Below are 25,713 nucleotides of genomic sequence, written 5' to 3'. Positions count from 1 at the left end.
ACGGGTTCGTTCTTGCCGTGCCCGAGGTGCTCAGCCATCTCGGCTTGGAGGGCTCGCTCGACCAAGCGTTTGGTCAATTGTTTGAGAAGCCCGTTTTCTCCGATGAGGTCTTCAGGTTTTTTGTAATCCGCCAACAGGCGGTCTATGAGTTCGTTGCTTACGGTCATTTCTCTTCCTTTGAAGATGAAGGCAGTTTCCTGCCATTAGACCGTTTACACAAAATCTAGGACACGCCCTGCCAGCAGTCAACTCGGCAACGAATTGCAGCAGCAATCCGCATTGATGGGGGGGGTACAAGAAATGCTGGTGGCCTCGACCACCTCTCTGGCAGGTGTTGTCAAGGAATTTGGAATGCTCGATTTTCCATTCCTCTTCAGTAACCCTCGACAAGCAGATTCAATGGTGGACGGCCCACTCGGCAAGATGCTCAACAGCCGACTGAACGACAAAGGTATTGTTGTATTGGGCTACTTTGACTTGGGTTTCCGCAACGTGACAAACAGCAAGCGCCCTATCACTCGGGGTGAGGATCTAGAAGGACTCAAATTGCGAGTCATTCCAAATCCGGTGTTCGTTGAAACCTTCAAGACATTCAAAGCGAATCCAGTGCCTATGCCATTCGCCGAGTTGTATGGCGCACTCGAAAACAAAGCTGTAGACGGCCAGGAGAATCCCTACGCTGTGATTCTGTCGAACAAGTTCTATGAAGTAAACAAGTACGTCAGCGAAACGAACCACGTTTATGCAACGAACCACGTTCAAATCAGCAAACGTTTCTGGGAAAAGCTGTCACCCACAGAGCAAAAACTTTTGCAAGATGCGGCGACTGAAGCACAAAATTACCAACGTGTTGCCAGCCGCGAGGTCTCCAGCAAAGCCGTCTCTGAACTTAAAGCCAAGGGCATGATGTTCAATGAAATCTCGGCATCAGAACAGGCGCGTATGCGATCCGAAGTCAAAGCAGTGCACGACAAGTTTTCTGCTGCCTATGATCCAACCGTGGTCAAACTATTCAAGAGCGAACTCGAACGCGTTTCAAAACTTTAAACTTTTATTTTTTAAATGACAGAAGCCAAGGTAGCGCAAGTTACCTTGGCTTTTTAACGGGTAAATCAAACCCCCTACGCCCGCTTATCCACAGACCTTTCAGTTCAAACTGGCATTTCCCCGAAGCTAAATAGAACTACGATCAGCGACTTGCCAATACTTAAAGAACACGTGTCTCGAATTAAACCCATGCAAGCACTCAACGGCCTCCTGCACACCATTCCCAGTAAGACTGGGGGCCTGAGCGCGTACGTCACGGGACAAGGCAGGCCCCTGCTGCTGGTGCATACGGTGAACGCTTCTGCCAGCGCGGCCGAGGTGAGGACTGTTTTTGAGCGCATGGGTCAGCACCGCACGGTCTACGCCATTGACTTGCCCGGCTACGGGACCTCCGAGCGCAGCGACCGCCTGTACACGCCCCGCCTGATGACCGATGCGATCCTGGACTTGGCTGCCTACATCCGCACGCAACACCCAGAACAGGCTATAGACGCCCTCGCAGCATCTCTGTCGTGTGAGTTTTTGGCACGCGCGGCGGTTGAACAGCCGGCGACGTTCAGAACCTTGTCGCTGGTTAGCCCTACCGGCTTGAGCGGCTTGCGGCTCCGTCAGGGGCCCCCGGGCAGTACCTACGGCCAAGACTGGTTATTGGCGCTGTTGAAAGGCCCCGGTTGGGGACGCGCACTGTTCAAAGGCCTCACCCGACCAGGCGTGATTCGTTATTTTCTGAACAAGACCTGGGGTTCGCGCGCCATTGATGAAACGATGTACGACTATGCCGTGTGGACCACGAAACAACACGGCGCAGAGCACGCACCCCTGTGCTTTTTGTCAGCGCAGATGTTCAGCGCTGACATCACCACGATCTATGACCAACTGCGCCTGCCGATCTGGATGAGCCACGGCGTGCGCGGTGATTTTGTCGACTACCGAGGCAAAGCACGCTTTGCAACACACGCCAATTGGCAATTCACGATATTCGACTCCGGCGCGCTGCCCTACTTTGAGTACCCGCAGGACTTTGCCGAAAAAATGCTGGTATTCCTAGAGCAAGGGCGCGAGAGGTAATAGATAGGAAAAGCAGGTGCGGAAAGTTGAAAGTGCGTAGGAAATTATGCGGGCACCATCGAACCATTTACGTTATGCCACTCGTACCCTAGGGAGTCGTAGAAACTGTACAGGCAAAAAAAAGCAACTACCGTGAAGCAGTTGCTTTAGTTTGATGGAGGCGCGACCCAGAGTCGAACTGGGCTAAACGGATTTGCAACGTAAATACGCCTAGATTTGTCTATATAAATCAATAGGTTACGCGGTTATTTTTGACCGTGTAATAAAACGTGTAATCGACAATTTTTTATTAGCACTTGAGTTTTGGCTAACCGCTTAGGTGCATTGTGAAGTGCTGGGAAGTGGCAAAAATAGATCAGCAAAACCCCCTCCTCACTCTAGGTCAAACTTAATCCCTTGTCTACTGGTTTGGGTGAATGCCATAGATTGGAAGCTAAGGCAGCGTAATGAACTATGGAGGGACCAGGTGGTTGTAATAACTGCTTGGCCTGCTAATCTTTTTGTGCGCTGGAATCAGGAGGATAAAAATGCATCAGATGTTGTACCGCTGAACGCAATGTAAATTCGTCCATGAGTGCAATCCTGTCAATTTGGAATGGCGGATTTCCCCCATGCTGCGACAAGCGCATCCATCGCTGTACGGTTGAAGTACAACGAAGATGTGTCCGTCATACCGGCGGGCGAGAATTTTCCGGTGTACATAACGCCTGCCCGCATTGAATAAATCGGGTTTCGACCTTGATCCCAATTCGATGGCGTCAGTATCAGCAAGATCCTCTCTCCGTTGACCGTGCGAATCTCGTAGGGTGCTGATCCAATTTTTGAATACGTCGATGGCCCCGACCCAAGACAGCTATAACCGTTAATCCGCTTGGTGCAGGTTACCCTGCTGTTCTTCCACAGGGTTACGGTTCCTCCTGTAGTTGTGGCATTCGGCGTATCGAATGTTAAATCAAGGTCTAGCCAACTCAGGTGATTGCTGACGCCACTCGTTCCTGCCGTTAGGTGCGCTGAAATCAAGTCATCAATCGAGGCAAAAGTATTCTGATTGCAGCTTCCAGAGGGAATGCAGGTTAATGGTCGATCGCTCGATAGAGTGTAATAGTCTGCCACTGAAGTGAGTCGCGGTAGATAGAGGATGGACCCTACCGGGAAGGTGATCGCCTTCAGGTTTTCCTTTGACCATGCCCCAGGAATATCGGCAACTGTTTTGCCTGCGAGGTCCAGTTGCATTACTGTTGACAGGTAAGTTTGCCCATTCGCAGGGCCTTGCGCGAGAGCCAAATTAGGATTCACAATTGTGTATGTGCCCGTGCTACTGTATTGGTAGCTTGCCCAGCCATTGCTACCTAAATATGACTGATTGCTGCCCGGCACAATGCTCGCCCAGTTAGTCCCGGTCAGTGTGTAGTACGCAAAAGTTGACTGTCCGGACTGTCCTGACTGTCCTGCGACCCGCATGTACGAGAAATAACTACAGGAGCTCTCAAGCAGGCAAGATGCCGCGTAAGCCACATTGTTGAGTATTGTTGAAATAGCTGCGCTAGACACAGTCGTAGTGACACGAGCTTCGGCGATTAAATTTTCATAGTTCGGTGCAATGCCAGCGAGTACAAATGCTGCATCTACCTTGGCTCTAATCGCCGCGTTGGAACTGTCGGCATCAACAACACGTTGCACAACAGACACATTATTTTGCAGGTAAGTCAGCGCGGCAAACAGTGCCTCTCGATCATTGGTGCTACCCACCAATTTGGCTCCATCGAATGCTTTCCCAATCAGATGGGCAATCGCGATGGCTCGGTTGTGCAGGGCGGTATTGTTGTTGGCAATGAAGTTCTGATGAAGGTCCGTAGAGGATGGCAAGTTAAGCCGCGTACGCACGGAAGTCTGAGCATCAGCCAATGGTTTTCCATTGCCCACAATCATGTCGTGCGATACAAGCGTTGTGAGTGGACTGACGATTGCCGAAGATATGGAAGTTCCATCTTCCGAAACAAACGCGCCTGTAGGTGCCATCAAAGTGAATGCACTTTTACCTGCTTGTGCCAGTGTCTGCCCAGCGTCGTCCGAATCCTTTGCAGAACTGGGAACTTTAATAAGAATATGCGCTGCACGAACTTGTGCTGTCGTTAATCCTGAAATGCTCAGCGTAAAGGTGCCACCTGCTGCAGTGGTGGCTGAGGGTTCACTCGCATCGCAAGCTTGATTCAGATTGAGATCCAGACAAACAGTGGCACCTTCAATGTAGCCATCTACTGCCACCCCGGTTATTGCTGTTGGCGGTGGGGGGCTGCCTCCACCCCCTCCGCCCCCGCCTCCGCATGAGGCCAAGATAAACACAGCAAAGACAGCGAGGATTTTTTTCATATTGGCAACTGTAATGTATCTATTGGGTTTTTTAACCAGTGGTACTTAGTACGACAAAACTGCACATTTACGTGCATCGCCAAACCGCCGCCCAAATACTCTGGTGATGCAATGCTCGTCGCCTTGGGCAAGGCGATTAAGGTATCAAGAGCTCAACTAGGGATATCGCAAGAAGCATTGGCTGTTGATGCTGATTTGGGTCGGTCATACTTGGGCGGCATTGAACGGGGTGAGCACAACTTAACCATCATCAATCTAGCAAAAATCTCACATGCTCTAGGCATAAGCCCATCTAACCTGCTTCAAAAAGCCAAGCATTGATTCTTTAAATTTACTTATCGTTTGAGCAGATCATGGTGTCGCCCTGCGCTGGAGGGACCCAAATAGAAAACGGGCTGGTGGGGGGACGGTGGGGTCTGCTTGGGCGTGATTTTGAAGGGGGTACCCCACCTAGCTAGTACGCTCATGGTGCGAGGCATAAAGGGCAACGCAGTCGGCTTGACTCAATTACAGGAACTGGTACCCTACCCTAGTCCTTTTTCTGTCCTTTAACCCCGAAGGACGCAGAGTATCAAAGCACAAAACAAAAAGCCCCTTACGGGGCTAAGTTGTTGATTTCAAACAAGAAATCTGGAGGCGCGACCCAGAGTCGAACTGGGCTAAACGGATTTGCAATCCGGTGCATAACCGCTTTGCTATCGCGCCATCTACTTTGACGAAAAAGGGAAGCTGTTGCTTCCCTTGTCGAATTTGGAGCGGGAAACGAGACTCGAACTCGCGACCTCAACCTTGGCAAGGTTGCGCTCTACCAACTGAGCTATTCCCGCATAAGCCGTTATTCTAGCGCACTTTTTCACTGAAATCAGCGCGCCAGAAAACTTCAGGCATTAAATGTCAATGTTTGACGGCCGCTGCTTTGACAGGAACGTCCGTGACCGCAGCGGCCACCGTTGGCACGTCATCAGGCAAGGGCGTAGGCATGCGCTCTAAGGCGACTTCCAAGACTTTGTCGATCCATCGGACAGGAACAATCTCCAACCCATTTTTGACATTCTCAGGAATGTCTTGCAGGTCTTTGACGTTCTCTTCAGGAATCATCACGGTCTTGATGCCACCACGCAATGCAGCCAAGAGCTTTTCTTTCAAACCACCGATCGCCGTGATTTCGCCACGGAGGGTGATTTCCCCGGTCATCGCCACATCTGCACGCACCGGAATGCCCGTGAGTGCAGACACCAACGCTGTGGCCATCGCCGCACCCGCGCTGGGGCCGTCTTTCGGCGTAGCGCCGTCGGGAACGTGGATATGGATGTCGCGTTTTTCCAGTAGCTCATCAGAGATGCCCAAACGGCGTGCACGGCTGCGCACAACTGTGCGTGCAGCCTCCACCGACTCTTTCATCACATCACCCAGAGAACCGGTGCGCGTGATGGTGCCTTTGCCGATCATGATGGCGGCTTCGATGGTCAGCAAATCGCCGCCCACTTCGGTCCATGCCAAGCCGACCACTTGGCCCACTTGGTTTTCAGCCTCAGCACGGCCATAGGAGTACTTGCGAACGCCCAAAAATTCAGCCAAGTTATCGGCGGTCACTTTGACCTGCGCCGTCATTTGCTTGAGCAGCAAAGCTTTAACGACCTTACGGCAAATCTTGGACAACTCACGTTCCAACGAACGCACACCCGCTTCACGGGTGTAGTAGCGCACGATGTCGCGAACCGCCGCTTCTTCCACCGCCAACTCTTCGTCTTTCACGCCATTGTTTTTGAGCTGCTTGGGCAGCAAGTACTTCATGGCAATGTGCGTTTTTTCGTCTTCGGTGTAGCCCGACAAACGAATCACTTCCATACGGTCTAACAAGGCCGGTGGAATATTCATGGAGTTCGAGGTGGCCACAAACATCACGTCGCTCAAGTCGTAGTCGACTTCCACGTAGTGGTCACCAAACTTGTTGTTTTGCTCGGGGTCGAGCACTTCGAGCAAGGCGCTGGAAGGATCGCCACGGAAATCCGTACCCAGCTTGTCAATTTCGTCGAGCAAGAACAAGGGGTTGCGCGTGCCGACTTTGGTCAAGCTTTGCAGCACCTTGCCGGGCATGGCGCCAATGTAGGTGCGACGGTGACCACGAATATCGGCCTCGTCACGCATACCGCCCAAGGCCATGCGCACGTATTTACGGCCGGTGGCTTTGGCGATGGACTGACCGAGCGAGGTTTTACCAACCCCAGGAGGGCCGACCAAACACAGAATCGGCGCTTTGACTTTGTCGACGCGTTGCTGCACCGCGAGGTATTCCAAGATGCGGTCTTTGACTTTGTCCAAGCCGTAATGGTCCTCGTTGAGCACGCTTTCGGCGTTGCCCAAGTCGTGTTTGATCTTGGTTTTCTTGCTCCAAGGCAAGCCAATCAGCACATCGATGTAGTTGCGCACCACCGTCGCTTCGGCAGACATGGGCGACATGAGCTTGAGTTTTTTCAGCTCGGCGTCGGCTTTTTTGCGCGCCTCTTGAGGCATGCGGGCTGCTTTGATCTTCTTCTCGATCTCTTCGATGTCCGCGCCCTCTTCGCCTTCGCCCAACTCTTTTTGGATGGCTTTGACCTGTTCGTTCAGGTAGAAATCGCGCTGGTTTTTTTCCATCTGGCGCTTGACGCGACCACGGATTTTTTTGTCGACGTTGAGAATATCAACCTCGCGCTCCAGTTGCTCAAACAAATTGCTCAAACGATCGCGCACGTTTGACAAATCGAGCACCACTTGCTTGCTTTCCAGCTTCAAAGGCAGGTGCGCTGCGATGGTATCGGCCAAACGGCCTGCATCGTCAATGCTGGCGATGGAGGTCAAAATTTCAGGCGGAATTTTCTTGTTCAGTTTGACGTACTGGTCAAACTGCTGCATCACGGCACGGCGCAGGGCTTCCACCTCACTGCCGGTCTCAACAGCCACCACTTCGATAGGCGTGACGTGGGCGGTGAAATGCGACTCCCCATCTTCGATGCCGTCCACTTTGGCACGTTGCTGGCCTTCGACCAACACCTTGACGGTGCCATCGGGCAGCTTGAGCATTTGCAAAATGGTCGACACACAGCCAACTTCAAACATGTCGCCCACAGCAGGCTCATCTTTGGCGGCTGCTTTTTGAGCCACCAACATGATGCGGCGCTCAGCGGCCATCGCAGCTTCTAGGGCCTTGATGCTTTTGGGGCGCCCCACAAACAAGGGGATCACCATGTGCGGGAAAACGACCACGTCACGCAAAGGCAACAACGGCAGTTCGAGGGGGGTAGCGGGCAGCGGGGGTTGTCCAGACATGGTCAGCCTTCCAATTAAAAAGGGACAGGCGGTGTGCACTGTCCCCGGGATGAATCAACGTTTAAGCCGACTTCGCAGCTTCTCGGTACACGAGCAAAGGGGGTTTGTTTTCGTCAATGGTGGCTTCTTCAACCACCACTTTCTCAACATTCAAGGTGTTCGGTAATTCGAACATGGTGTCAATCAGCGATTGTTCAAGGATAGAACGTAAGCCGCGCGCACCTGTTTTTCGAATCAGCGCTTTTTTGGCAATCGCACGCAAGGCACCCGGACGGAACTCGAGCTCAGCGCCTTCCATGGCCAAGAGTTTGGCGTATTGCTTGACCAGTGCATTTTTGGGTTCGGTCAAGATTTGCACCAACGCATCTTCGGTCAACTCCGCCAGAGCAGCGATCACCGGCATCCGGCCCACCAACTCTGGGATCAAACCAAATTTGATGATGTCCTGCGGCTCCACTTCGCCAAACACTTCGGTCAGGCTGCGACTCTCTTTGCTCTTGACCGAAGCGCCAAAACCAATCCCAGAAGCTTCGGTGCGTCCTTCGATGACTTTTTCCAAGCCCGCAAACGCCCCCCCGCAAATGAACAAAATGTTGGTCGTGTCGATTTGCAAAAAGTCTTGGTTCGGGTGCTTGCGGCCGCCTTGGGGAGGAATGCTCGCCATGGTGCCTTCGATCAGCTTCAGCAAGGCTTGTTGCACGCCTTCACCCGACACATCTCGCGTGATGGAGGGGTTGTCAGACTTGCGCGAAATTTTGTCAATTTCGTCGATGTACACGATGCCACGCTGAGCGCGCTCGACATCGTAGTTGCAACTTTGCAGCAGCTTTTGAATGATGTTTTCGACGTCTTCCCCCACATAACCGGCTTCGGTCAGGGTGGTGGCGTCGGCCATCACAAAAGGCACGTCCAACATGCGGGCCATGGTTTGAGCCAGCAATGTTTTGCCTGAACCGGTGGGACCGATCAACAAAATGTTGCTCTTAGAGAGCTCCACATCGTCTTTCTTGGCCCCTTCTTTGTGCTTCAACCGTTTGTAGTGGTTGTACACAGCCACGGCCAAGGTGCGTTTGGCAGGTTCTTGGCCAATGACGTAATTGTCGAGGTTGGCTTTGATTTGGGCTGGCGTTGGCAACGCATCGGCCGCTTCCTTGGTCAAATCAGCGTTGGGCAACTCGTCACGGATGATTTCGTTGCACAAGTCGATGCACTCGTCGCAAATAAAGACCGAAGGCCCCGCGATGAGTTTCTTGACCTCGTGCTGGCTCTTACCGCAGAACGTGCAGTAGAGCGTTTTCTCGCCGGAAGCGCCTTTTTTGTCAGCCATGGATGTCTATTTAGTGGAGAGAAAAACGCGATTAAGCGCGCTTGGCGATCACTTGATCGATCAGACCGTAGTCTTTGGACTCGTCGGCGCTTAGATAGTAATCGCGTTCGGTGTCGCGCTCAATCTTCTCCAGTGGTTGACCGGTGCGCTCCGCCAAAATGCGGTTCAATTGGTCACGCGTCTTCAAGATTTCACGGGCGTGAATCTCAATTTCTGTGGCTTGACCACGTGCGCCGCCCAAGGGCTGGTGAATCATGACCTTGGAATTAGGCAGCGAGAAACGCTTGCCCTTTTCGCCGGCAGCCAGCAAGAACGCGCCCATGCTGGCGGCCATACCGATACACAGCGTGGACACATGGGGCTTGATGAAGTTCATGGTGTCGAACACCGACATACCGGCGCTCACGGAGCCGCCAGGGGAATTGATGTACAGCGAGATGTCCTTGTCAGGGTTCTCGCTCTCCAAGAACAACAACTGAGCCACCACCAAGTTGGCCGTTTGGTCGTTGACCTCGCCCACCAAGAAGATCACGCGCTCTTTGAGCAAACGTGAATAGATGTCGTAAGACCGCTCACCGCGGCCCGATTGCTCGACGACCATGGGGACCATGCCCAAGGCTTGTGTTTCCAGTGCGCTCATGTTGTTTCCTTTTGACCGAAGACGGATCAGGATTGGCCCATCAATTCGTCGAACGAGACCGCTTTGTCGGTCACCTTCGCTTGAGACAAGATGAAGTCAGTCACGTTGTTTTCAATGACCACGGCTTCAACTTCCCCCAAACGGCTCATGTCGCTGTAATACCAACGCACCACGTCTGCAGGCTTTTCGTAGCTCGATGCCAACTCTTCGATGTGTGCTTTGATTTGCTCAGCCGTGGCTTGCAAGTTGTTGGCACGCACCAAATCGGCCACCACCAAGCCCATGCGAACGCGCTTTTCAGCTTGTGGACGGAACACGTCATCAGGGATTGGGGCTTTGTCTGCGTCTTGGATGCCACGCGACTTCAAGTCAGCGCGGGCGCCTTCGATCATGCGATCGAGTTCGGCTTGCACACTGGCGTTAGGCAAATCGAGTTCGGCTTGGCTAGCCAAAGCTTCCAAAGCGGCTTGTTTGTTGCGGCCCAGCAGGCGGAATTTCACTTCGCGCTCGAGGTTGTTTTTGATGTCAGCGCGCAAACCTGCCACGGTGGCGTCAGCCACGCCCAAAGACTTGGCCAACTCGTCGGTCACGTCGGGCATGTTGGCAACTTCCACCTTTTTCAAGGTCACCAAGAAATCAGATTGCTTACCAGCCACGTCTTTGCCGTGGTAATCAGCGGGGAAGCTCAAGGGGAACGTCTTGCTCTCGCCCGATTTCATGCCGCGCACGGCATCTTCAAATTCTTTGAGCATCTGGCCTTCGCCGAGCAAGAACTGGAAGTCTTCGGCTTTGCCGCCTTGGAAAGGCTCGCCGTCGATCTTGCCTTCGAAGTCGATCGTCACACGGTCGCTTTCTTGCGCGGCACCGTCTGCAGGACGCTGCGCGAATGTGCGGCGTTGCTTGCGCAGGATGTCGATGGTTTTGTCAATGGCTGCGTCTGTCACTTCGGCCGAGATCTTTTCGACTGTCACAGCAGACAACTCACCCAACTTCACCTCGGGGTACACCTCAAAAATCGCGTCGAAGTGCATTTCACCTTCAGGTGCGCCTTCTTTTTCGTTGATGCGGGGCTGGCCAGCGATGCGCAATTTGGCTTCTTGGATGGCCGAGTTAAAAGCCTCGCCGACCTTGTCGTTCATGACTTCCATCTGGGTGGAATAGCCGTAGCGCTGAGCCACCACGTTCATCGGCACTTTGCCTGGACGGAAACCGTCCATCTTGACTTGGCGTGCCACACGCTTCAAACGCACATCAACTTCGGCAGCGATGGCGCTGACGGGGAGCGTCAACGTGATTTTGCGTTCCAGTTTTTCCAGAGTTTCGACGGTCACAGCCATGTGGTTTCTCCTAATTTGGCAGTTAAGCAGCGGCCTTGAGGCCGCTTGCTTTCAATATCAAGTGGTGCGCGGGGCGGGACTCGAACCCGCACATCCTTGCGGACGTCAGGACCTAAACCTGGTGCGTCTACCAATTTCGCCACCCGCGCGGGTTTTTCAAAACAACAACGGGTGGCCTTGGTAGACCACCCGTTTGAAATCGGTCAATCGGCGATTTTAGACGGCTTTTCGACCTTAAACCACGCGGCGTACATCGCCGGTAGCGCGAGCAAGGTTAAAACAGTCGCCACGATCAAGCCACCCATGATCGCCACGGCCATCGGACCCCAAAACACGCTGCGCGTGAGCGGGATCATGGCCAGCACCGCGGCGGCTGCCGTCAAAACAATCGGGCGCAAACGCCGCACTGCCGACTCCACAATCGCCTCCCATGCTGGAATGCCCGATGCACGGTCTTGCTCAATCTGGTCAATCAAGATCACCGAGTTGCGCTGAATCATGCCCATCAAGGCAATCACACCGAGCAAAGCCACAAAACCAAACGGGCGATCCAACACCAACAATGCGCCAGCCACACCAATCAAGCCCAGTGGCCCGGTGATGAACACCAGCAACGCGCGGCTGAAACTGTGCAGCTGCAACATCAACAACGTGAACGTCAAGAACAACATGATGGGCAGACCCGCCGAGATGGAGCTGGAGCCCTTAGAACTCTCCTCCACGGCACCCGCCACTTCAATGCGGTAGTTGGGCTGCGCCGACTGTGCCCATGCCTCTTCCAGCTTTTTAAGCTCAGGATAAAGCTGGCTGGTGACGGTGGCGCCTTGCAAACCTTCGATGATGTCAGACTGCGCGGTGATGGCGTATTCGCGCTTCTCGCGCCACATCACCCCCGGCTCCCATGTCAGCACAGGTTGCACGATCTCGGTGGCCGGAATCATGCGGCCCGAGGCCGTGGGCAAATAGGCGCTGGCCAGGTCGCTGATGGCATCGCGCTCGTTCAAAGGCTGACGCAACACAATGTCGATCAGCTTGTTGTCTTCGCGGAATTGTTCGACCGTGGTGCCCACAAACAAGGTGCGCATGGCTTGCGCGATGGACTGGCTGCTCACGCCCAGGCTGCGTGCCTTGGCTTGGTCCACCTGCAACTTGACCACCTTGATGGCCTCGTTCCAGTTGTCGTTGACGCCACGGGTGGCAGGGTTGCGGCGCATGACCACCTTCACCTCGTCAGCACGCTCACGCAACACTTTGGGGTCAGCACCGACCACACGAAACTGAACGGGATAAGGCACAGGCGGCCCGTTGGGCAACAACTTCACACGCGCACGGGCCTCGGGAAACTCTTGCGCCAGCAAAGCGGGCAAGGCCAAACGCAAGGACTCGCGGCGCTTCAAATCTTGTGGTACCACGATCAGCTGCGACACGTTGGTCTGCGGAAACACTTGGTCTAACGGCAAGTAAAAACGCGGCACGCCCGAGCCAATCCAAGTGCTCACGGTTTGCACGCCTTCTTGCTGCAGCATGCGTTGCTCGACGGCTTGGGTCACGGCCTCGTTGGCTTTGAGGGACGTGCCTTCAGGGAACCACAGATCCACCAGAATTTCAGGCCGGCTTGAATCTGGGAAAAACTGTTGCTGCACGCGACCCATGCCCACGATGCCCAACGCAAACAACAACACGGTGGCGGCAATCGCCTTCCAGCGGTTCACCACACACCAGGTCACGGCACGACGGAAAGTGGCATAAAACGGTCCGTCGAACAGCTCATGCGCATCGCCGTTCTCTGCGTGCGGCTTGACCTTGAGCAGCAAGGTGCCCAAGTACGGCACAAAGTAGACCGATACCCACCAACTCAACACCAACGCAGCCACCGTCACCGCAAAGATGGCGTAGGTGTACTCACCCACGGTCGACTTGGCCATGCCGATGGGTAAAAAACCAGCCGCGGTAATCAGCGTGCCCGTCAGCATGGGCATGGCGGTCACTTCGTAGGCAAACGTCGCGGCACGCACACGGTCGTAGCCCTCTTCCATTTTGCGCACCATCATCTCCACCGCAATGATGGCGTCGTCCACCAACAAGCCCAACGCGATGATGAGCGAGCCCAGCGAAATTTTGTGCAGGCCAATGCCCAAATACTGCATGGCCAAAAAGGTCATGGCCAGCACCAAGGGAATAGTGATGGCCACCACCAGGCCGGGGCGAACGTCCACGTACCATCCAAAGCGACCGCCTTTGTGCAAGCCCAAAGCCACAAAGCTGACGATCAACACAATCAGCACCGCCTCGATCAGCACCGCGATAAATTCACCCACCGATTTGGTCACGGCTTTGGGCTGGTCTTGCACTTGCACCAAACTCACACCCAAAGGCAAGGTTTTCTCGATGCGCGCCGTGGCTGCTTCTAAAGATTTGCCCAGCGCAATGATGTCACCGCCCTTGGCCATTGACACGCCCAAAGCGATCACGGGTTTGCCTTGGTGGTGCACTTTGACGGAGGCGGGTTCAGCGTAGCCACGCTGGATGCTGGCAATGTCGCCCAACTTGAACTGCTGGCCCGAGCTGCCGCGAATGGGCATGGCACGCAGCTGAGCTTCAGTTTGAAACTGACCTTGCACACGAAGCTGGATATTGTCCAACGGCGCTTGCACGAAGCCTGCGTTTTCAACGGCATTTTCTTGCCCGATTTGCGCCAAGACCGCACCCAAATCCAAGCCCATCTGGGCCAATCGTTTTTGTGGAATTTCGATGAAGATTTTTTCGTCTTGAACGCCAAACAGCTCGACTTTGGCCACGTCAGGCACATAGAGCAATTGCTGACGCACATCGTCCGCAAATTTCTTCACCTCGGCAGGGCTGAAGCCCGGTGCATCGATGGCATAGATCACGCCATATACATCGCCAAAATCGTCGTTAAAGAAGGGCCCCTGCACGCCTTGAGGCAAGGTGTAGCGAATATCGCCAATCTTTTTGCGCACGGCGTACCAAACATTGGGCACATCAGAAGGCTTGGACGAGTCTTTGATTTGAAAAATAATTTGTGACTCGCCAGGCTTGGAGTAGCTGCGAATCTTGTCGGCGTAAGGCACCTCTTGCAGGGTGCGCTCCAGCTTGTCGGTCACTTGCTCCGCTACTTGCTGGGCCGTTGCACCCGGCCAATACGTGCGCACCACCATGGCGCGGAAAGTGAACGGCGGATCTTCGTCTTGGCCCAATTGAAAGTAGGCGGCCACGCCCAAGAGCATCAACACCACCATCAGGTAGCGGGTCAGCGCGGGATGATCCAGCGCCCATTTGGAGAGGTTGAACTTGTCCATCGTCAACTCACTTGCCAGCGCCGAAGATCGACACTTTTTGGCCTGCGGTCAGCACATGCACGCCCGACATCACCACCTGATCGCCAGCGTTGAGGCCGGAGGTCACCACGGCCTCGTTGCCATCGGCGGTTTTGACTTCAATGGCTTGCGACTTCACGGTCATGCTAGTGGGATCGAGCACCCACACCGAGGTGGCATTGCCTTCTAGGCGCAGGGCGCTGCTGGGCAACTTGAGCGTGGCCGCAACCGCGCTCGATGTGGCCGACTTCACCACCGTGACGGTGGCACCCAACACGGCATCCGCACCGCTGGGCAATGCAGCTTTGACCAAGAAAGTACGCGTCACCGGATCGGCGCTGGCAGCCACATCGCGAATTTGCGCTTGCAGCGTTTTGTCACGGCCCCATAAACGCACCGTCAGCATTTGGCCTGTTTTGAACAGCGCTAATTTGTCGTCAGGCACCGCAAACACCACATCACGCGCGCCGTCCAAAGCCAAACGCACCACGGGCTGACCGGCTGCCACCACTTGACCCGCATTGGCATCGACCGAGGTAATCACACCTGCGCCGTCAGCCACCAAACGGGTGTAGCCCGATTGATTCCCCTGCACCGAGTTTTGCGCTTGGGCTTGCTGCCACTGGGCTTGCGCAGCGGCCAGTGCGGCCTCGCGTCGTTGCAACTCGGCCGCGCTGATGAAACCCTGTGCGCGCAAGTCTTGGTAACGCTTGAGGTCGGCTAACGCCAGGTCACGGTTGGTTTGTGCGGCGACCAATTGCGCAGCTGTGGCGTCTGCGGCCAAACGGTAGTCTTGGGGGTCCAATTGCGCCAGCAGCTGACCGGCTTGCACGCGTTGGCCAATCTCAGCAGCGCGACTGAGCAGTTTGCCGCCCACTCGAAAGCCCAAACTCGACTCCACGCGGGCACGCACCTCACCCGAAAACTCCAACGCCGCCGTGTCAGCTGTTGCGCCCACGGTCATGACTTTGACGGCACGAATGGGGTCTTGCGCCACAGGCGGTTTTTGACAGGCCGCCAGAACAGCCAATGAAAGCAGCACGGCAGGGACGCGAGCCCGAGTGAAAAGGGTGTGAAACATGGTGGCTTTTTCGCTAATGACTAACTGGTTAGTAATGTAGCCGATTGAGGCACGCCACAATCAGCGCCCATATGTCGTCCATTGAGCATTACGAAAATTTCCCCGTTGCATCATGGCTCTGCCCTGCCCGCCTGCGCCCTGCCATCGTGGCGCTGTACCACTTTGCCCGCACCGCGGACGACTTGGCCGACGAGGGCGATGTCACCCCCGAGCAACGTTTGATCGACTTGGCGCAGTACCGCGCTGATTTGCGAGCCTGCTTGGTCATAGACGCCGGTACAGGATTGGATACGCCATCAAGTGCTCGCCCAACGATTCACGGCAATGTTGACTTGACAGCCCGCGCCCAATTCAGCGCGCGCTGGCCCCAGGTTTTCAACGCCCTTCATGAGGCTGTCCAGCAACACGCCCTGCCCGCCCAGCCGCTGTTTGACCTACTCGACGCCTTCGAGCAAGACGTGGCGTACACCCGCGCAGGCCACACCTACCGCGACCGCACTGAACTGCTGGACTACTGCCGCCGCTCAGCCAACCCCGTGGGTCGTTTGATGCTGCATTTGTACGGTGTGCATGACGCCACCGCTCTGACGCAAAGCGACGCCATCTGCAGCGCTTTGCAACTGATCAATTTTTGGCAAGACCGCCAACTCGATGTGCAACGCGGACGCTATTACCTGCCAGAGGGTCAAACCATCGCTGATGAATTGATTTTTGCCCGAACCCTCATGGCGCAAGGCGCACCTTTGGTCAAAAGTGTGCCCGGACGGGCGGGTTGGGAATTGCGCGCGATGGTGCAAGGCGGCTTGCGAATTCTGGACAAACTCGATGCGCTGCAACGCCAACTCGGCGGCAACGGCACCACTTGGCCGCGTCCACGTTTGCACAAAAGCGACGCGCTGTTGATCGCTTGGCGCTGCTGGTCCATGTGAACGCCGGCAAGCGGATGCATCACCATTGATAATTCAATCTGACATGACACCTCAAGACTACGTTCAGCAAAAAACCTCCGCGTCGGGCAGCAGCTTTTACTACGCATTTTTATTCCTGCCGCCCCAGCGGCGTGCCGCCATCACGGCGTTTTATGCGTTTTGCCGCGAAATCGACGACGTGGTGGACGAGGTCACCGACCCAGGCGTGGCCAGCAGCAAGTTGGCTTGGTGGCACAACGAGGTGCACCAAGCGTTTGCCGGCAACCCTACTCACCCCGTCATGCAGGCCCTGATGCCTTGTTGCGCCTCATTTGGCATTGAAGAAGCGCCCTTGCAATCGGTGATTGAGGGCTGCGAGCTTGACCTCACCCAAACACGCTACCTCGATTACCTCAATTTGACGCGCTACTGCCATTTGGTCGCGGGCGTGGTGGGCGAGGTGTCGGCCAAGATTTTTGGCCAAACCAACCCGGCGACAACGGCCTACGCCCACAAGCTGGGCCAAGCCTTTCAGCTGACCAACATCATTCGCGATGTGGGTGAAGACGCGCTGCGCGGACGCATTTACCTGCCCGTGTCGGAGTTGCAGCAGTTCGATGTGAAAGCGCACGAAGTACTCAACCGCATCGACTCGGAGCGTTTTCAAGCCTTGATGCAATTCCAAGCCCAACGCGCCCACACCTTGTATGACGAAGCCTTGGCGCTGCTGCCCGCCGCCGATTGGCGCACTCAAAAGCCAGGCTTGATGATGGCCAGCATTTACCGCACCTTGCTGCGCGAAATCGAAGCCCAACAATTCCCTGTGCTCAAGCAGCGCGTGGCGCTCACGCCCCTACGCAAACTTTGGCTGGCTTGGAAGATGCAAGCCTTGGGCCGTTTTTAAACCACGGCGCAGCGCGGTTTGGCTGTGAAACACCTCACCATCGTCGGCGCCGGTTGGGCTGGACTGGCTGCTGCGGTCTCGGCCGTGGAACAGGGTTGGCAGGTTGAACTGTATGAAGCCGCTGCCATCCCTGGCGGGCGAGCCCGCAGTTTGGGTGCGCAGCCCAACCGTCAAACGGACGCTCAGGCTGAACTCATGCCGCTAGACAACGGCCAGCACATCTTGATTGGGGCTTACAGCGACACCTTGGCCTTGATGCGAAAAGTTGGCGTCAACCCCGAGGCTGCCTTAGAACGCCTGCCATTGGATCTTCGCTTTGCAGATGGCAGCGGTTTGTCGCTACCTAACTTGCCCGCCCCCCTGAATGTGCTGGTTGGCATCACACGCGCTAGCGGTTGGACGCTGCACGACAAAGCCCTTCTCTTGAAAGCCTGTGCGCAATGGCAATGGGCGGGATTTACCTGCGAGGACCACTTCACGGTGGCGGATTTATGCGCCCAGTCGCGCTTGCCTGCGCGTGTGATGCAAACACTCATTGAACCCCTGTGCTTGTCCGCCCTCAACACACCCATCAGCCGTGCCAGTGCCGCTGTATTTCTGCGTGTGCTGCACGATGCTTTGCTCAGCGGTGCCGGCAGTTCTGATCTGCTCTTGCCTCGCCTTGATTTGAGCGAACTGCTGCCAGCGCCAGCGCTGCGTTGGCTGAAAGCGCGTGGGGCCAAGCTGCATGTGGGCCATCGCGTTACCACTGAGACGCTAGCCAAGTTGTATGCCGACGGTGCGGATACGTCTGAGCAGCGACACCTGGTGCTGGCTTGCCCGTCATGGGAGGCTGCGCGGCTGACAGCAGAAATCAACCCCACATGGGCCAGAGGTGCGGCAGGCTTAAAGCATGAAGCGATTGCCACCGTCTACCTACACTGCGCCGACCCCGGTTTTAAAGGCTTGGTACGGCCCATGGTGGCCTTGCAAAGCGAAGGGGAAACAGCGGATAAAGCCAAGCAGATGGTCACTGATGGCGGGGCGATGAATGCAGGCCCCGCGCAATTCATCTTTGACCGCAGCGCCTTGATGCATCAACCCGGCTTGCTGGCCTGCGTGGTCAGCGCCAGTGTGGGCACGCGCGAGACCTTGGCCGCCCAAGTGCTGCAACAAGTGCAGCAGCAACTGGGACTGAGCCGCCTCAGCGTGGTTCAAACCGTGGTGGAAAAACGGGCCACATTGGCGTGCACGCCAAAGCTGCAACGCCCCAGCGCTTTCATTGCGCCACAGCTATGGGCCTGTGGCGATTACGTAGCCGGCCCCTATCCCTCCACCCTAGAAGGTGCAGTGCGCTCAGGCCAAGAGGTGGTCACACAACTCGGACAAATGCCGCACGGTGAGCGGTTGCGCTAATCGGGCTGCTTCAGGGTTGTAGTGCGGGTGGGCGCTGATTTTTTCATCCCAAACGTGACCGTCGGCATTGATCCACACAGCCTGCATGCCCGCATTCAAAGCCCCAAAGGCATCGGCCACGGCGTCGTCTCCGACATGCAAAATGGCGTCGGGCTCTAAGTTGAGTTGCGCCGCTGTGGCGTGAAAAATGCGCACATCGGGCTTGGCCACCCCAAAAGCTTGGGCGCTGACGGCGGACTGAAAGTGCGGGGCGGCCTCGGTGCGAAACACATCGGCGTTGCCATTGGACAAGGCCACCAAGGGGTAACGGGCTGCCAGCTTGCTCAGCGCCTGCGTCACACCGGGATAAAGCGACACCGCATTGCGTGCCGCAAAAAACACATCGAACGCCGCCTCGGCCAACTCAGGCGCATCACCTGCGGCCACCAAGCTGGCACGAATCGATTCACGGCGCAAAAAACTCAAATCGTGGCCGAACTCAGGAAAGCGTTGTTCGACTTGCAGACGCATGCTGCGTTTGGTGTCAGGCAAGGCGCACAGGCTGGCAGTTTGCGGGGCATGCGCTTGCAACCATTCTTGCAAAGCAATCTCGGCGCGAACAATCACGGGCATGATGGGCCACAAAGTGTCGTCAAGGTCCAACGTAATGGCACGAATTTTGGAGAGGTGAAGCATAGGTCGGCGAGAATACATCATGCTGATCAAACCTGCTTTCGCCAAAGAACCTTCTTTCTCTCACGGTCAAACGCCACGCACCGCTGTGCTCTTGTGTAATTTAGGCACGCCCGATGCGCCCACAGCTCCCGCCGTGCGACGCTATTTGGCTGAATTTTTGGGCGATTCGCGGGTGGTCGAGATCCCGCGCTGGATTTGGATGGCCATTCTGCATGGCATCATTTTGCGTTTACGTCCCGCCAAATCCGCCGCCAAGTACGCCACGATCTGGACCCCTGAAGGCTCGCCCTTGAAGGTACACACCGTGCAACAAGCGCAAGCCTTGCAAACGGTATTTGATGCAGCTGGGCAAGCCGTGACTGTGCGTTATGCCATGAGTTACGCCAACCCCTCCATCGCCTCACAGCTTGATGCGTTGAAGGCAGAGGGCTTCACTCGTATTCTGATCCTGCCAGCCTATCCGCAATATTCGGGCACCACCACAGCCAGTGTGTTCGATGCCATTTACAGGTGGGGCCTGCGCACGCGTTTGCTCCCTGAGTTTCGCTTCATCAACCACTACCACGACCACCCAGGCTACATCGCAGCTTTGGCCGAGCGTGTGCGCGCCCACTGGGCTGAACACGGCCAAGCAGATCGCTTGGTGATGAGTTTTCATGGGGTGCCAGAGCGCACCTTGCACTTGGGTGACCCCTACCACTGCGAGTGCTACAAAACCGCGCGCTTGTTGGGTGAGTCTCTGGGGTTGACCAAGTCCCAATACATGGTCACCTTCCAATCGCGCTTTGGCAAAGCCAAGTGGTTGGAGCCCTACACCGAGCCCACCTTGGTGGCTTTGGCAGAGCAAGGCGTGAAGCGCGTGGATCTGATTTGTCCAGGGTTTACCAGCGATTGCCTCGAGACGTTGGAAGAGATCGCACAAGAGGCGCAAGAGGCCTATTTGCATGCGGGTGGCGAGGTGTTTCGCTACATCCCTTGCTTGAATGATTCACCCAGCTGGGTTCAAGGCATGCATGCACTGTGTGTGGCGCACATGGGCGGCTGGTCGATGCAAGCACCAGACACGCTGGATTTGGCAGCCTCGCGCTCAGCTGCCCTGGCGTTGGGATCTAAAGACTGAAGCTGGCGTCAACGCGACGCCGGCTCGATCGCCTCAGAGGCCACAACCGCCATTGAACTGGCTGGCTCTGAGGCCTCTGCAGGCAGCGTCTGAAGGGGTGGGGGTTCTACGTCAGACGTAGCCGGCTCAGTCCTTGGATTTATCCAAGCTGCAAGCAACAAGGCCGCGGCAAACAAACCGACCATCACCCACAAGGATGTGCGACCTGATTTAGGCGGTACAGGGGAAACAGATGGCGCACTTACATCCGCAACCGCATTTCCATCTTCATCAGAATTTGAAGCCGAGGGTTGAGGCTTTGCCAGCGGGTCAACCGAATTGGCCAAAGATGATGCGGGCTGACGCACCGCTTGCGATGCAGACAAACCCAGCAAAGAAGCTACTTTTTTCGCGGCAGTCAATTTGACCGCTTCGCTGTAAAACGACTCTAAACCGCCCTCTTCGAGTTGCTGAACTTGCTTGAGGGACAAACAAGAGCGGTGGGCCATGTCACTCAAGGTCCAGCCACGGGTTTCACGCTGCAGGCGCAACAAACTGCCGTTGATGGGCGAATCAGGCTCGTTCATCACAACATCATCAGACTAGAAAAACCGACAGGAGGTCGCTCACTTAACCAGGAGCAGATCACCTTTGATCGAAGCGCCTTTTTGAACCGACAAGGTTTGATAAACCACATGGCCATCAACCGAAGCGGACGAGGTCACGATCAGCTCATTACACGTGGCCGTACCTGAAAACTTGCCCTTGATGTGCAAACTGCTGCAGGTGACCACGCCCTCGACTTGACCGCGGGCACCAATCGTCAATTCATCGACCTGAATCTGACCGTTCAAAGCACCTTCCACATGGATCGCTCCTTTGGCGATGATTTCACCGCGAAATGAAAACCCCTCGCTCAAAATAGAAGGTTTGCTGGTGTTGGTTGTGATCATGTCCATCATGCTATTTCGCTGGGTTAGTGCAGCGTTGTTGACTGCGGGTGTGGGAGAAGTTAAGACCTGTGGTATTTCGACGAAACCAGGCTCTTGCATGTCGGGCGTTGATACACCCTCGTCCGAAACGTTAGGGCTGTTTGTTTTGGATTTGCTGAACATATTGGGCCGTTCTGATGACTTTTTGTGGATTAACGGGATAACCGCCAATCAAGATTTCCAAATGCAAATGCTTGCCAGTCGACGATGAGCCTGTGCTGCCAATGTTGCCCAAGACTGACTCGGCAGTGACTTTGTCACCTAACTTAACAGCAATGTTGGCCAAGTGCGCGTAAAGAGACTCCACGCCATTGGTGTGGCGCAGCACCACCATGTTGCCGTACTGCGCGTGAAACTGCGCCAATACCACCACACCAGGCTTGACGGGATGTACTTTCTCGTCCCCTGTTTGGCTGATCAAATCCAGCCCCGTATGGAAATGTGTTTGGCCTGAAATCGGGTGGCGTCGAATGCCAAAGTCCGAGGCAATGCTGGCATTGGGAACCGGCATGGCACTGGGCAAGGCATACAGCACCTCGCGCAATGAACGGTTGGTAGAAAGCTCATCCGCAACTTTGCCGCGCAGCAAAGGATTGCCTTTGACGTCGTCATCCAAATTAAAGCCACCATTGGCAGCATTTTGTTGGATGATTTTGACAATTTTCTCCGTCAGGCCGGAAGACTCCAACTGAGACTTCATCGACGAGTTTTCTTGGGACACCGCAACCATCGATGTGTCGACGAAGCGGCGAATGCTGATGTCACGGTCACGAATGGTTTGCGCCAAGGCCACCATTTGTTCGTCGTTCATGGAGAGGTTATCGCCCACCTCACCATTCTCTGACGCACTGCTCAGCAACGCACGGTAAACCTCCTCGTGGGATCGTTCTAACTTAGAGCGACTCCACATCAGGTTCACGCTGGTCACCGCCAAGGCCATGACCATGAACAACAAAACACCAGCCGTCACGATGCCACCTCGAACAAACAGGCGCTGAAGGCGCGCACTGATGTTCAGGTAATGCAGATCACCGTTTTGCTCCAAGATGATGCGGGCGTCTTCATATTGACGCGTCCATCCCTGCTTGACTAAGCCAGGCAACAACACCGCGTTCGAGAGCAGTCGACTTAAAAACATCGAAAAGTGGGCCGTGTACAGTTAGGCGACAGTACCGGGCGCACCAACTTGAAGTGCAGGGCCGTCGGCGCCTTGGCTCAACGTGCCTTCAATTTCGCCGCCCTTTTCAATTTCAATTTCTGAATATTGAACTTTGCCAGCGATCTTGCCAGTCGAACGAACGATCAGGCTTTTCTCGCTGATGATGGTGTTGTGGAGTTGTCCACGAACATCAATCACTTTGGCTGAAACACGGCCTGTGATTTTGCCAGTAGGGCCGATCAGCACTTCTTCTGCTGTTAAATCACCCTCAATGACACCGTTAACGATGGCTTTGGAAGGCACGGTAAATGTGCCTCTGACGACCACGCCGTCACCGATAACAACACTCTCAAGCGAATCAGTTTGATTTGACATATGAACTCCTTGAAAAAATTTTAGCAAACAAACTATCAAAACCTACATACTGTCAATTTTATTATTGAAAAGTTGTAGTTAAAAAATCCCCCAAATATCAATCAAATATGGCAATTTATTAAAGTTTAAATAAAACTTACGGACACATGTACCCATTCGGAATGGCCCCTAAACTTCCCCGAAAAATCCCGTACCTGTCACCTTCAGTACTTGGTTCATTTTCTTGAGCGCCGCCAGGCCTCACACTCCGCCCATGAAAAGACGAACACTTTTACTAAGCGCATCCTTGGGCTTTGGCCTTTCAGAAATGGCTGTCGCGCAAAGTAGCTATCCGAGCAAACCCATTCGTTTCATTGTCCCGGTGGCAGCTGGCGGTGGTTCTGACATGATCGGTCGCGCAGTGTGCGAGCGTTTGGGTCGTGTGCTGGGTCAAACCATGGTCGTCGACAACCTCAGCGGTGGCGGTGGCGTCATCGCATCGCAAACCACCACGCGCGCTGCACCCGATGGTTACACCCTCATGCAGGGCTATGTGGCGACGCACGGCACGGCACCCGCCACGCGCAAACTTCCCTACGACGCCGTGAAAGACTTCACCCCCATTGGCATGGTGGGCAGCACGCCCAACGTGCTCTGTGTGAACTCAAACCTACCCATCCAAGATGTGAAAAGCTTTTTGGACTTTGCACGCAAAAACCCAGGAAAAATGTCTTATGGCTCTGCGGGTGCTGGATCGCTCACGCACATGACGGCGGAGTTGTTCAAATTACAAACTGGCGCGTTCATGGTCCACATTCCTTACCGAGGCATTGCACCCGCGCTCACCGACTTGATGGCGGGTCAAACCCAAGCCATGTTTCCGGGCTTGGCTGCCGCCTTGCCGCACCTGCGTGGCGGTCGCATCCGAGCGCTGGCGGTGACGGGTCCACAACGCCACCCTTTACTCAAAGACACACCGACCCTGGAAGAATCGGGTTTGAAGGGGTTTGATGCGCAACAGTGGTATGGCATTGTGGGACCTGCCAACATGCCACCGGCCATCGTGAAACAACTCAACGACGCGTTGGCTAAAGTACTGGCCCAACCTGACTTCAAAGACAAACTCTCCGCTGAGGCTGTGGAGCTGACACCCATGACGCCCGAAGCTTTTGCCACCTATCTGAAAAACGACATCGCCCGCTGGACAGCCTTGGCCAAAGAGCGCGGCATTTTGCTAGACGCCTGACCTTTTTCTTTTTTCTTTTTTTCTTCACAAACCTTGCTATGGCTATCAACACCACCGTCGCCGCTGACCACAACGCACCACCTGTCACTCAAATCTTGGCCAACTTTGTCGCCAACCACCCGTCCAAGGGCTGGAGTGATGCCGTCGATCACGAAGCACACCGCACCTTTTTGAATTGGTTAGGCTGCGCCGTGGGCGCCGCTGATCACGCCGCCGCACGTGCTGCTTTGGCAGCCGTGCAAATGTTGGAACCCTCCCAACAAGCCAGCATCGCCGGTCGCAAAGACCGCGTGGACATGGGCAGCGCCGCACTGATCAACGGCATCACCTCGCACACCTTTGACTTTGACGACACCCACCTCAAAACCATCATTCACCCTGCCGGCCCCGTCGCCTCGGCCCTGCTCCCTCTGGCCGAGCACCTGGGCTCCACCGGCCGCGAGGTGATTGACGCCTTGGTCTTGGGCATTGACGTGGCCTGCCGCATGGGCAACACCGTGTACCCCAACCACTACGACCGCGGCTGGCACATCACCGGCACTACCGGCATGCTGGGCTCGGCCGCTGCCTGCGCGCGCTTACTCAAACTCAATACCGAACAAACCGCCATGGCCTTGGGCATTGCCGCCTCGCAGCCCGTGGGTCTACGCGAACAGTTCGGCACCATGACCAAGCCCTTTCACCCCGGAGCAGCAGCCCGTGCAGGCTTGATGTCTGCCTTGCTGGCCAAACAAGGCTTCACAGCCAGCCCCAAAGCCTTGGAAGCACCCCGCGGCTGGGCCCAAGTGATGTCTGACAAATACGACTGGAACGAAGTCACCCATGAGTTGGGTGAACGCTTTGAAATCAGCTTCAACACCTACAAGCCCTTTGCTTGCGGCATCGTGATTCACCCCAGCATCGACGCTTGCGTGCAACTGCGAGAACAAGGCGTCAAGGCCGAAGACGTGGAACGCATTGAATTGCGCGTCCATTCACTCGTTCTCGAATTGACCGGCAAAAAAGAACCCAAAGACGGCCTGCAAGGCAAATTCAGCGTCTACCACGGCTGTGCCGCTGGCCTGATTTTTGGCCGCGCTGCCGAAGAAGAGTTTGACGACCACATCGTCACCCGTGCCGACGTGGTGGCCTTGCGCAACAAAGTGCAAGCCACCGTGGACAACAACGTGCGCGAAGAAAGCGCCGACGTCACCGCCTTCCTCAAGGATGGTCGCAAGGTGCATGTGTTTGTGGAGCACGCCATTGGCTCGCTGCACCGTCCCATGAGCGACGCGGCGTTGGAAGCCAAATTCCACGGCATGAGCGACGCCGTCATTGGCGCCGACCAAACCAACGCCCTGCTCCAAGCCTGCTGGCATCTGGGCCAAGCCAGCGATGTGCGTCAACTGACCGCTTTGACCACCCCCTAAAGCACGGTAACCGGTGCCCCATTTCTGCGATGATCGCAGGAATGGACGCATTTGT

At 55.4% G+C, this 25,713-nt stretch carries 20 protein-coding genes, 3 tRNA genes and 2 pseudogenes; 9 read left to right on the top strand and 16 right to left on the bottom strand.

What is annotated here, in order from left to right; translation table 11 throughout:
* A pseudogene (locus B9Z42_RS07730) lies at positions 1-167 on the bottom strand (IS256 family transposase); the annotation flags it as partial.
* Positions 168-252: 85 nt separating this feature from the next.
* Here B9Z42_RS07730 and B9Z42_RS07725 point away from each other — a divergent pair.
* Positions 253-1,047: pseudogene (locus B9Z42_RS07725) on the top strand (DctP family TRAP transporter solute-binding subunit); the annotation flags it as partial.
* Positions 1,048-1,236: 189 nt separating this feature from the next.
* Positions 1,237-2,115 carry an alpha/beta fold hydrolase gene (locus B9Z42_RS07720; RefSeq protein ID WP_100132742.1) on the top strand — a complete coding sequence of 293 codons (879 nt, stop codon included), beginning with the start codon at positions 1,237-1,239 and terminating at the stop codon, positions 2,113-2,115.
* 585 nt (positions 2,116-2,700) lie between these two features.
* Here the strand turns inward: B9Z42_RS07720 and B9Z42_RS07715 are convergent.
* Positions 2,701-4,485 (bottom strand): hypothetical protein, encoded by a 1,785-nt coding sequence (locus B9Z42_RS07715; RefSeq protein WP_143474053.1) that lies wholly within the window; start codon positions 4,483-4,485, stop codon positions 2,701-2,703.
* 111 nt (positions 4,486-4,596) lie between these two features.
* On the opposite strand from B9Z42_RS07715, the gene B9Z42_RS07710 reads away from it, so the two are divergent.
* Positions 4,597-4,806 (top strand): helix-turn-helix domain-containing protein, encoded by a 210-nt coding sequence (locus tag B9Z42_RS07710; protein WP_100132740.1) that lies wholly within the window; start codon positions 4,597-4,599, stop codon positions 4,804-4,806.
* A 310-nt stretch (positions 4,807-5,116) separates the two neighbouring features.
* Here B9Z42_RS07710 and B9Z42_RS07705 read toward each other — a convergent pair.
* From B9Z42_RS07705 to B9Z42_RS07665, 9 genes are all read right to left on the bottom strand, one after another.
* Positions 5,117-5,190 (bottom strand) — tRNA-Cys (locus B9Z42_RS07705).
* A gap of 46 nt (positions 5,191-5,236) precedes the next feature.
* Positions 5,237-5,312, bottom strand: a tRNA-Gly gene (locus B9Z42_RS07700).
* A gap of 67 nt (positions 5,313-5,379) precedes the next feature.
* Entirely contained in the window at positions 5,380-7,794 is a 2,415-nt protein-coding gene (gene lon, locus B9Z42_RS07695) for an endopeptidase La (protein ID WP_100132739.1), read from the bottom strand.
* Positions 7,795-7,855: 61 nt separating this feature from the next.
* A complete protein-coding gene (clpX, locus tag B9Z42_RS07690) occupies positions 7,856-9,121 on the bottom strand; it encodes an ATP-dependent Clp protease ATP-binding subunit ClpX (protein WP_100132738.1) in 1,266 nt (421 codons plus the stop codon).
* Positions 9,122-9,152: 31 nt separating this feature from the next.
* Positions 9,153-9,761 carry an ATP-dependent Clp endopeptidase proteolytic subunit ClpP gene (gene clpP, locus B9Z42_RS07685; RefSeq protein ID WP_100132737.1) on the bottom strand — a complete coding sequence of 203 codons (609 nt, stop codon included), beginning with the start codon at positions 9,759-9,761 and terminating at the stop codon, positions 9,153-9,155.
* A 26-nt stretch (positions 9,762-9,787) separates the two neighbouring features.
* Positions 9,788-11,098: a trigger factor gene (gene tig, locus B9Z42_RS07680; RefSeq protein WP_100132736.1), complete on the bottom strand. Its 1,311-nt coding sequence runs from the start codon at positions 11,096-11,098 to the stop codon at positions 9,788-9,790.
* Positions 11,099-11,160: 62 nt separating this feature from the next.
* A tRNA-Leu gene (locus B9Z42_RS07675) sits at positions 11,161-11,247 on the bottom strand.
* Between the two features lie 54 nt (positions 11,248-11,301).
* A complete protein-coding gene (locus B9Z42_RS07670) occupies positions 11,302-14,418 on the bottom strand; it encodes an efflux RND transporter permease subunit (protein ID WP_100132735.1) in 3,117 nt (1,038 codons plus the stop codon).
* A 7-nt stretch (positions 14,419-14,425) separates the two neighbouring features.
* Positions 14,426-15,517, bottom strand: coding sequence for an efflux RND transporter periplasmic adaptor subunit (locus tag B9Z42_RS07665; protein ID WP_100132803.1), 1,092 nt, complete (start codon positions 15,515-15,517; stop codon positions 14,426-14,428).
* A gap of 71 nt (positions 15,518-15,588) precedes the next feature.
* Between B9Z42_RS07665 and B9Z42_RS07660 the strand changes: the two genes are divergently transcribed.
* From B9Z42_RS07660 to hpnE, 3 genes are read left to right on the top strand one after another with little or no spacing between them, the layout of a single operon-like run.
* Entirely contained in the window at positions 15,589-16,446 is an 858-nt protein-coding gene (locus tag B9Z42_RS07660) for a squalene/phytoene synthase family protein (protein ID WP_100132734.1), read from the top strand.
* Positions 16,447-16,489: 43 nt separating this feature from the next.
* The gene (gene hpnD, locus B9Z42_RS07655; protein WP_100132733.1) at positions 16,490-17,329 is read left to right on the top strand and encodes a presqualene diphosphate synthase HpnD; all 840 of its coding nucleotides are present in this window, start codon (positions 16,490-16,492) and stop codon (positions 17,327-17,329) included.
* Positions 17,330-17,353: 24 nt separating this feature from the next.
* Positions 17,354-18,724 carry a hydroxysqualene dehydroxylase HpnE gene (hpnE, locus tag B9Z42_RS07650; RefSeq protein WP_369806858.1) on the top strand — a complete coding sequence of 457 codons (1,371 nt, stop codon included), beginning with the start codon at positions 17,354-17,356 and terminating at the stop codon, positions 18,722-18,724.
* Here hpnE and B9Z42_RS07645 read toward each other — a convergent pair.
* On the bottom strand, positions 18,665-19,399 hold the full coding sequence (locus B9Z42_RS07645) for an HAD family hydrolase (protein ID WP_100132731.1): 735 nt from the start codon (positions 19,397-19,399) through the stop codon (positions 18,665-18,667). The genes hpnE and B9Z42_RS07645 overlap by 60 nt on opposite strands.
* Before the next feature lie 19 nt (positions 19,400-19,418).
* On the opposite strand from B9Z42_RS07645, the gene hemH reads away from it, so the two are divergent.
* The gene (gene hemH / locus B9Z42_RS07640) at positions 19,419-20,519 is read left to right on the top strand and encodes a ferrochelatase (protein WP_199172001.1); all 1,101 of its coding nucleotides are present in this window, start codon (positions 19,419-19,421) and stop codon (positions 20,517-20,519) included.
* Positions 20,520-20,527: 8 nt separating this feature from the next.
* On the opposite strand, the gene B9Z42_RS07635 is transcribed toward hemH, so the two are convergent.
* The 4 genes from B9Z42_RS07635 to B9Z42_RS07620 form a co-directional block, all read right to left on the bottom strand.
* Complete coding sequence (locus tag B9Z42_RS07635) at positions 20,528-21,085, bottom strand: RodZ family helix-turn-helix domain-containing protein (protein WP_100132730.1); 558 nt, start codon at positions 21,083-21,085, stop codon at positions 20,528-20,530.
* A 39-nt stretch (positions 21,086-21,124) separates the two neighbouring features.
* A complete protein-coding gene (locus B9Z42_RS07630; protein ID WP_233203559.1) occupies positions 21,125-21,457 on the bottom strand; it encodes a polymer-forming cytoskeletal protein in 333 nt (110 codons plus the stop codon).
* Between the two features lie 124 nt (positions 21,458-21,581).
* The gene (locus B9Z42_RS07625; protein ID WP_100132728.1) at positions 21,582-22,628 is read right to left on the bottom strand and encodes a M23 family metallopeptidase; all 1,047 of its coding nucleotides are present in this window, start codon (positions 22,626-22,628) and stop codon (positions 21,582-21,584) included.
* A 21-nt stretch (positions 22,629-22,649) separates the two neighbouring features.
* Positions 22,650-23,024 (bottom strand): polymer-forming cytoskeletal protein, encoded by a 375-nt coding sequence (locus B9Z42_RS07620; protein ID WP_100132727.1) that lies wholly within the window; start codon positions 23,022-23,024, stop codon positions 22,650-22,652.
* 253 nt (positions 23,025-23,277) lie between these two features.
* On the opposite strand from B9Z42_RS07620, the gene B9Z42_RS07615 reads away from it, so the two are divergent.
* The gene (locus B9Z42_RS07615) at positions 23,278-24,249 is read left to right on the top strand and encodes a tripartite tricarboxylate transporter substrate binding protein (RefSeq protein WP_100132726.1); all 972 of its coding nucleotides are present in this window, start codon (positions 23,278-23,280) and stop codon (positions 24,247-24,249) included.
* A gap of 38 nt (positions 24,250-24,287) precedes the next feature.
* Entirely contained in the window at positions 24,288-25,658 is a 1,371-nt protein-coding gene (locus B9Z42_RS07610; protein WP_100132725.1) for an MmgE/PrpD family protein, read from the top strand.
* Positions 25,659-25,713 lie beyond the last annotated feature (55 nt).

The sequence above is a fragment of the Limnohabitans sp. B9-3 genome (assembly GCF_002778325.1).
Taxonomy (GTDB): Bacteria; Pseudomonadota; Gammaproteobacteria; order Burkholderiales; family Burkholderiaceae_C; genus Limnohabitans; species Limnohabitans kasalickyi.
Note: the sequence above shows the minus strand (reverse complement) of the source record. Positions and strands in the feature narration are given on the sequence as shown.

Coding starts and splice junctions, on each gene's coding strand:
- B9Z42_RS07720 (WP_100132742.1), top strand. CDS start 1,237: ATGCAAGCACTCAACGGCCTCCTGCACACCATTCCCAGTAAGACTGGG.
- B9Z42_RS07715 (WP_143474053.1), bottom strand. CDS start 4,485: ATGAAAAAAATCCTCGCTGTCTTTGCTGTGTTTATCTTGGCCTCATGC.
- B9Z42_RS07710 (WP_100132740.1), top strand. CDS start 4,597: ATGCTCGTCGCCTTGGGCAAGGCGATTAAGGTATCAAGAGCTCAACTA.
- lon (WP_100132739.1), bottom strand. CDS start 7,794: ATGTCTGGACAACCCCCGCTGCCCGCTACCCCCCTCGAACTGCCGTTG.
- clpX (WP_100132738.1), bottom strand. CDS start 9,121: ATGGCTGACAAAAAAGGCGCTTCCGGCGAGAAAACGCTCTACTGCACG.
- clpP (WP_100132737.1), bottom strand. CDS start 9,761: ATGAGCGCACTGGAAACACAAGCCTTGGGCATGGTCCCCATGGTCGTC.
- tig (WP_100132736.1), bottom strand. CDS start 11,098: ATGGCTGTGACCGTCGAAACTCTGGAAAAACTGGAACGCAAAATCACG.
- B9Z42_RS07670 (WP_100132735.1), bottom strand. CDS start 14,418: ATGGACAAGTTCAACCTCTCCAAATGGGCGCTGGATCATCCCGCGCTG.
- B9Z42_RS07665 (WP_100132803.1), bottom strand. CDS start 15,517: ATGTTTCACACCCTTTTCACTCGGGCTCGCGTCCCTGCCGTGCTGCTT.
- B9Z42_RS07660 (WP_100132734.1), top strand. CDS start 15,589: ATGTCGTCCATTGAGCATTACGAAAATTTCCCCGTTGCATCATGGCTC.
- hpnD (WP_100132733.1), top strand. CDS start 16,490: ATGACACCTCAAGACTACGTTCAGCAAAAAACCTCCGCGTCGGGCAGC.
- B9Z42_RS07645 (WP_100132731.1), bottom strand. CDS start 19,399: ATGCTTCACCTCTCCAAAATTCGTGCCATTACGTTGGACCTTGACGAC.
- hemH (WP_199172001.1), top strand. CDS start 19,419: ATGCTGATCAAACCTGCTTTCGCCAAAGAACCTTCTTTCTCTCACGGT.
- B9Z42_RS07635 (WP_100132730.1), bottom strand. CDS start 21,085: ATGAACGAGCCTGATTCGCCCATCAACGGCAGTTTGTTGCGCCTGCAG.
- B9Z42_RS07630 (WP_233203559.1), bottom strand. CDS start 21,457: ATGGACATGATCACAACCAACACCAGCAAACCTTCTATTTTGAGCGAG.
- B9Z42_RS07625 (WP_100132728.1), bottom strand. CDS start 22,628: ATGTTTTTAAGTCGACTGCTCTCGAACGCGGTGTTGTTGCCTGGCTTA.
- B9Z42_RS07620 (WP_100132727.1), bottom strand. CDS start 23,024: ATGTCAAATCAAACTGATTCGCTTGAGAGTGTTGTTATCGGTGACGGC.
- B9Z42_RS07615 (WP_100132726.1), top strand. CDS start 23,278: ATGAAAAGACGAACACTTTTACTAAGCGCATCCTTGGGCTTTGGCCTT.
- B9Z42_RS07610 (WP_100132725.1), top strand. CDS start 24,288: ATGGCTATCAACACCACCGTCGCCGCTGACCACAACGCACCACCTGTC.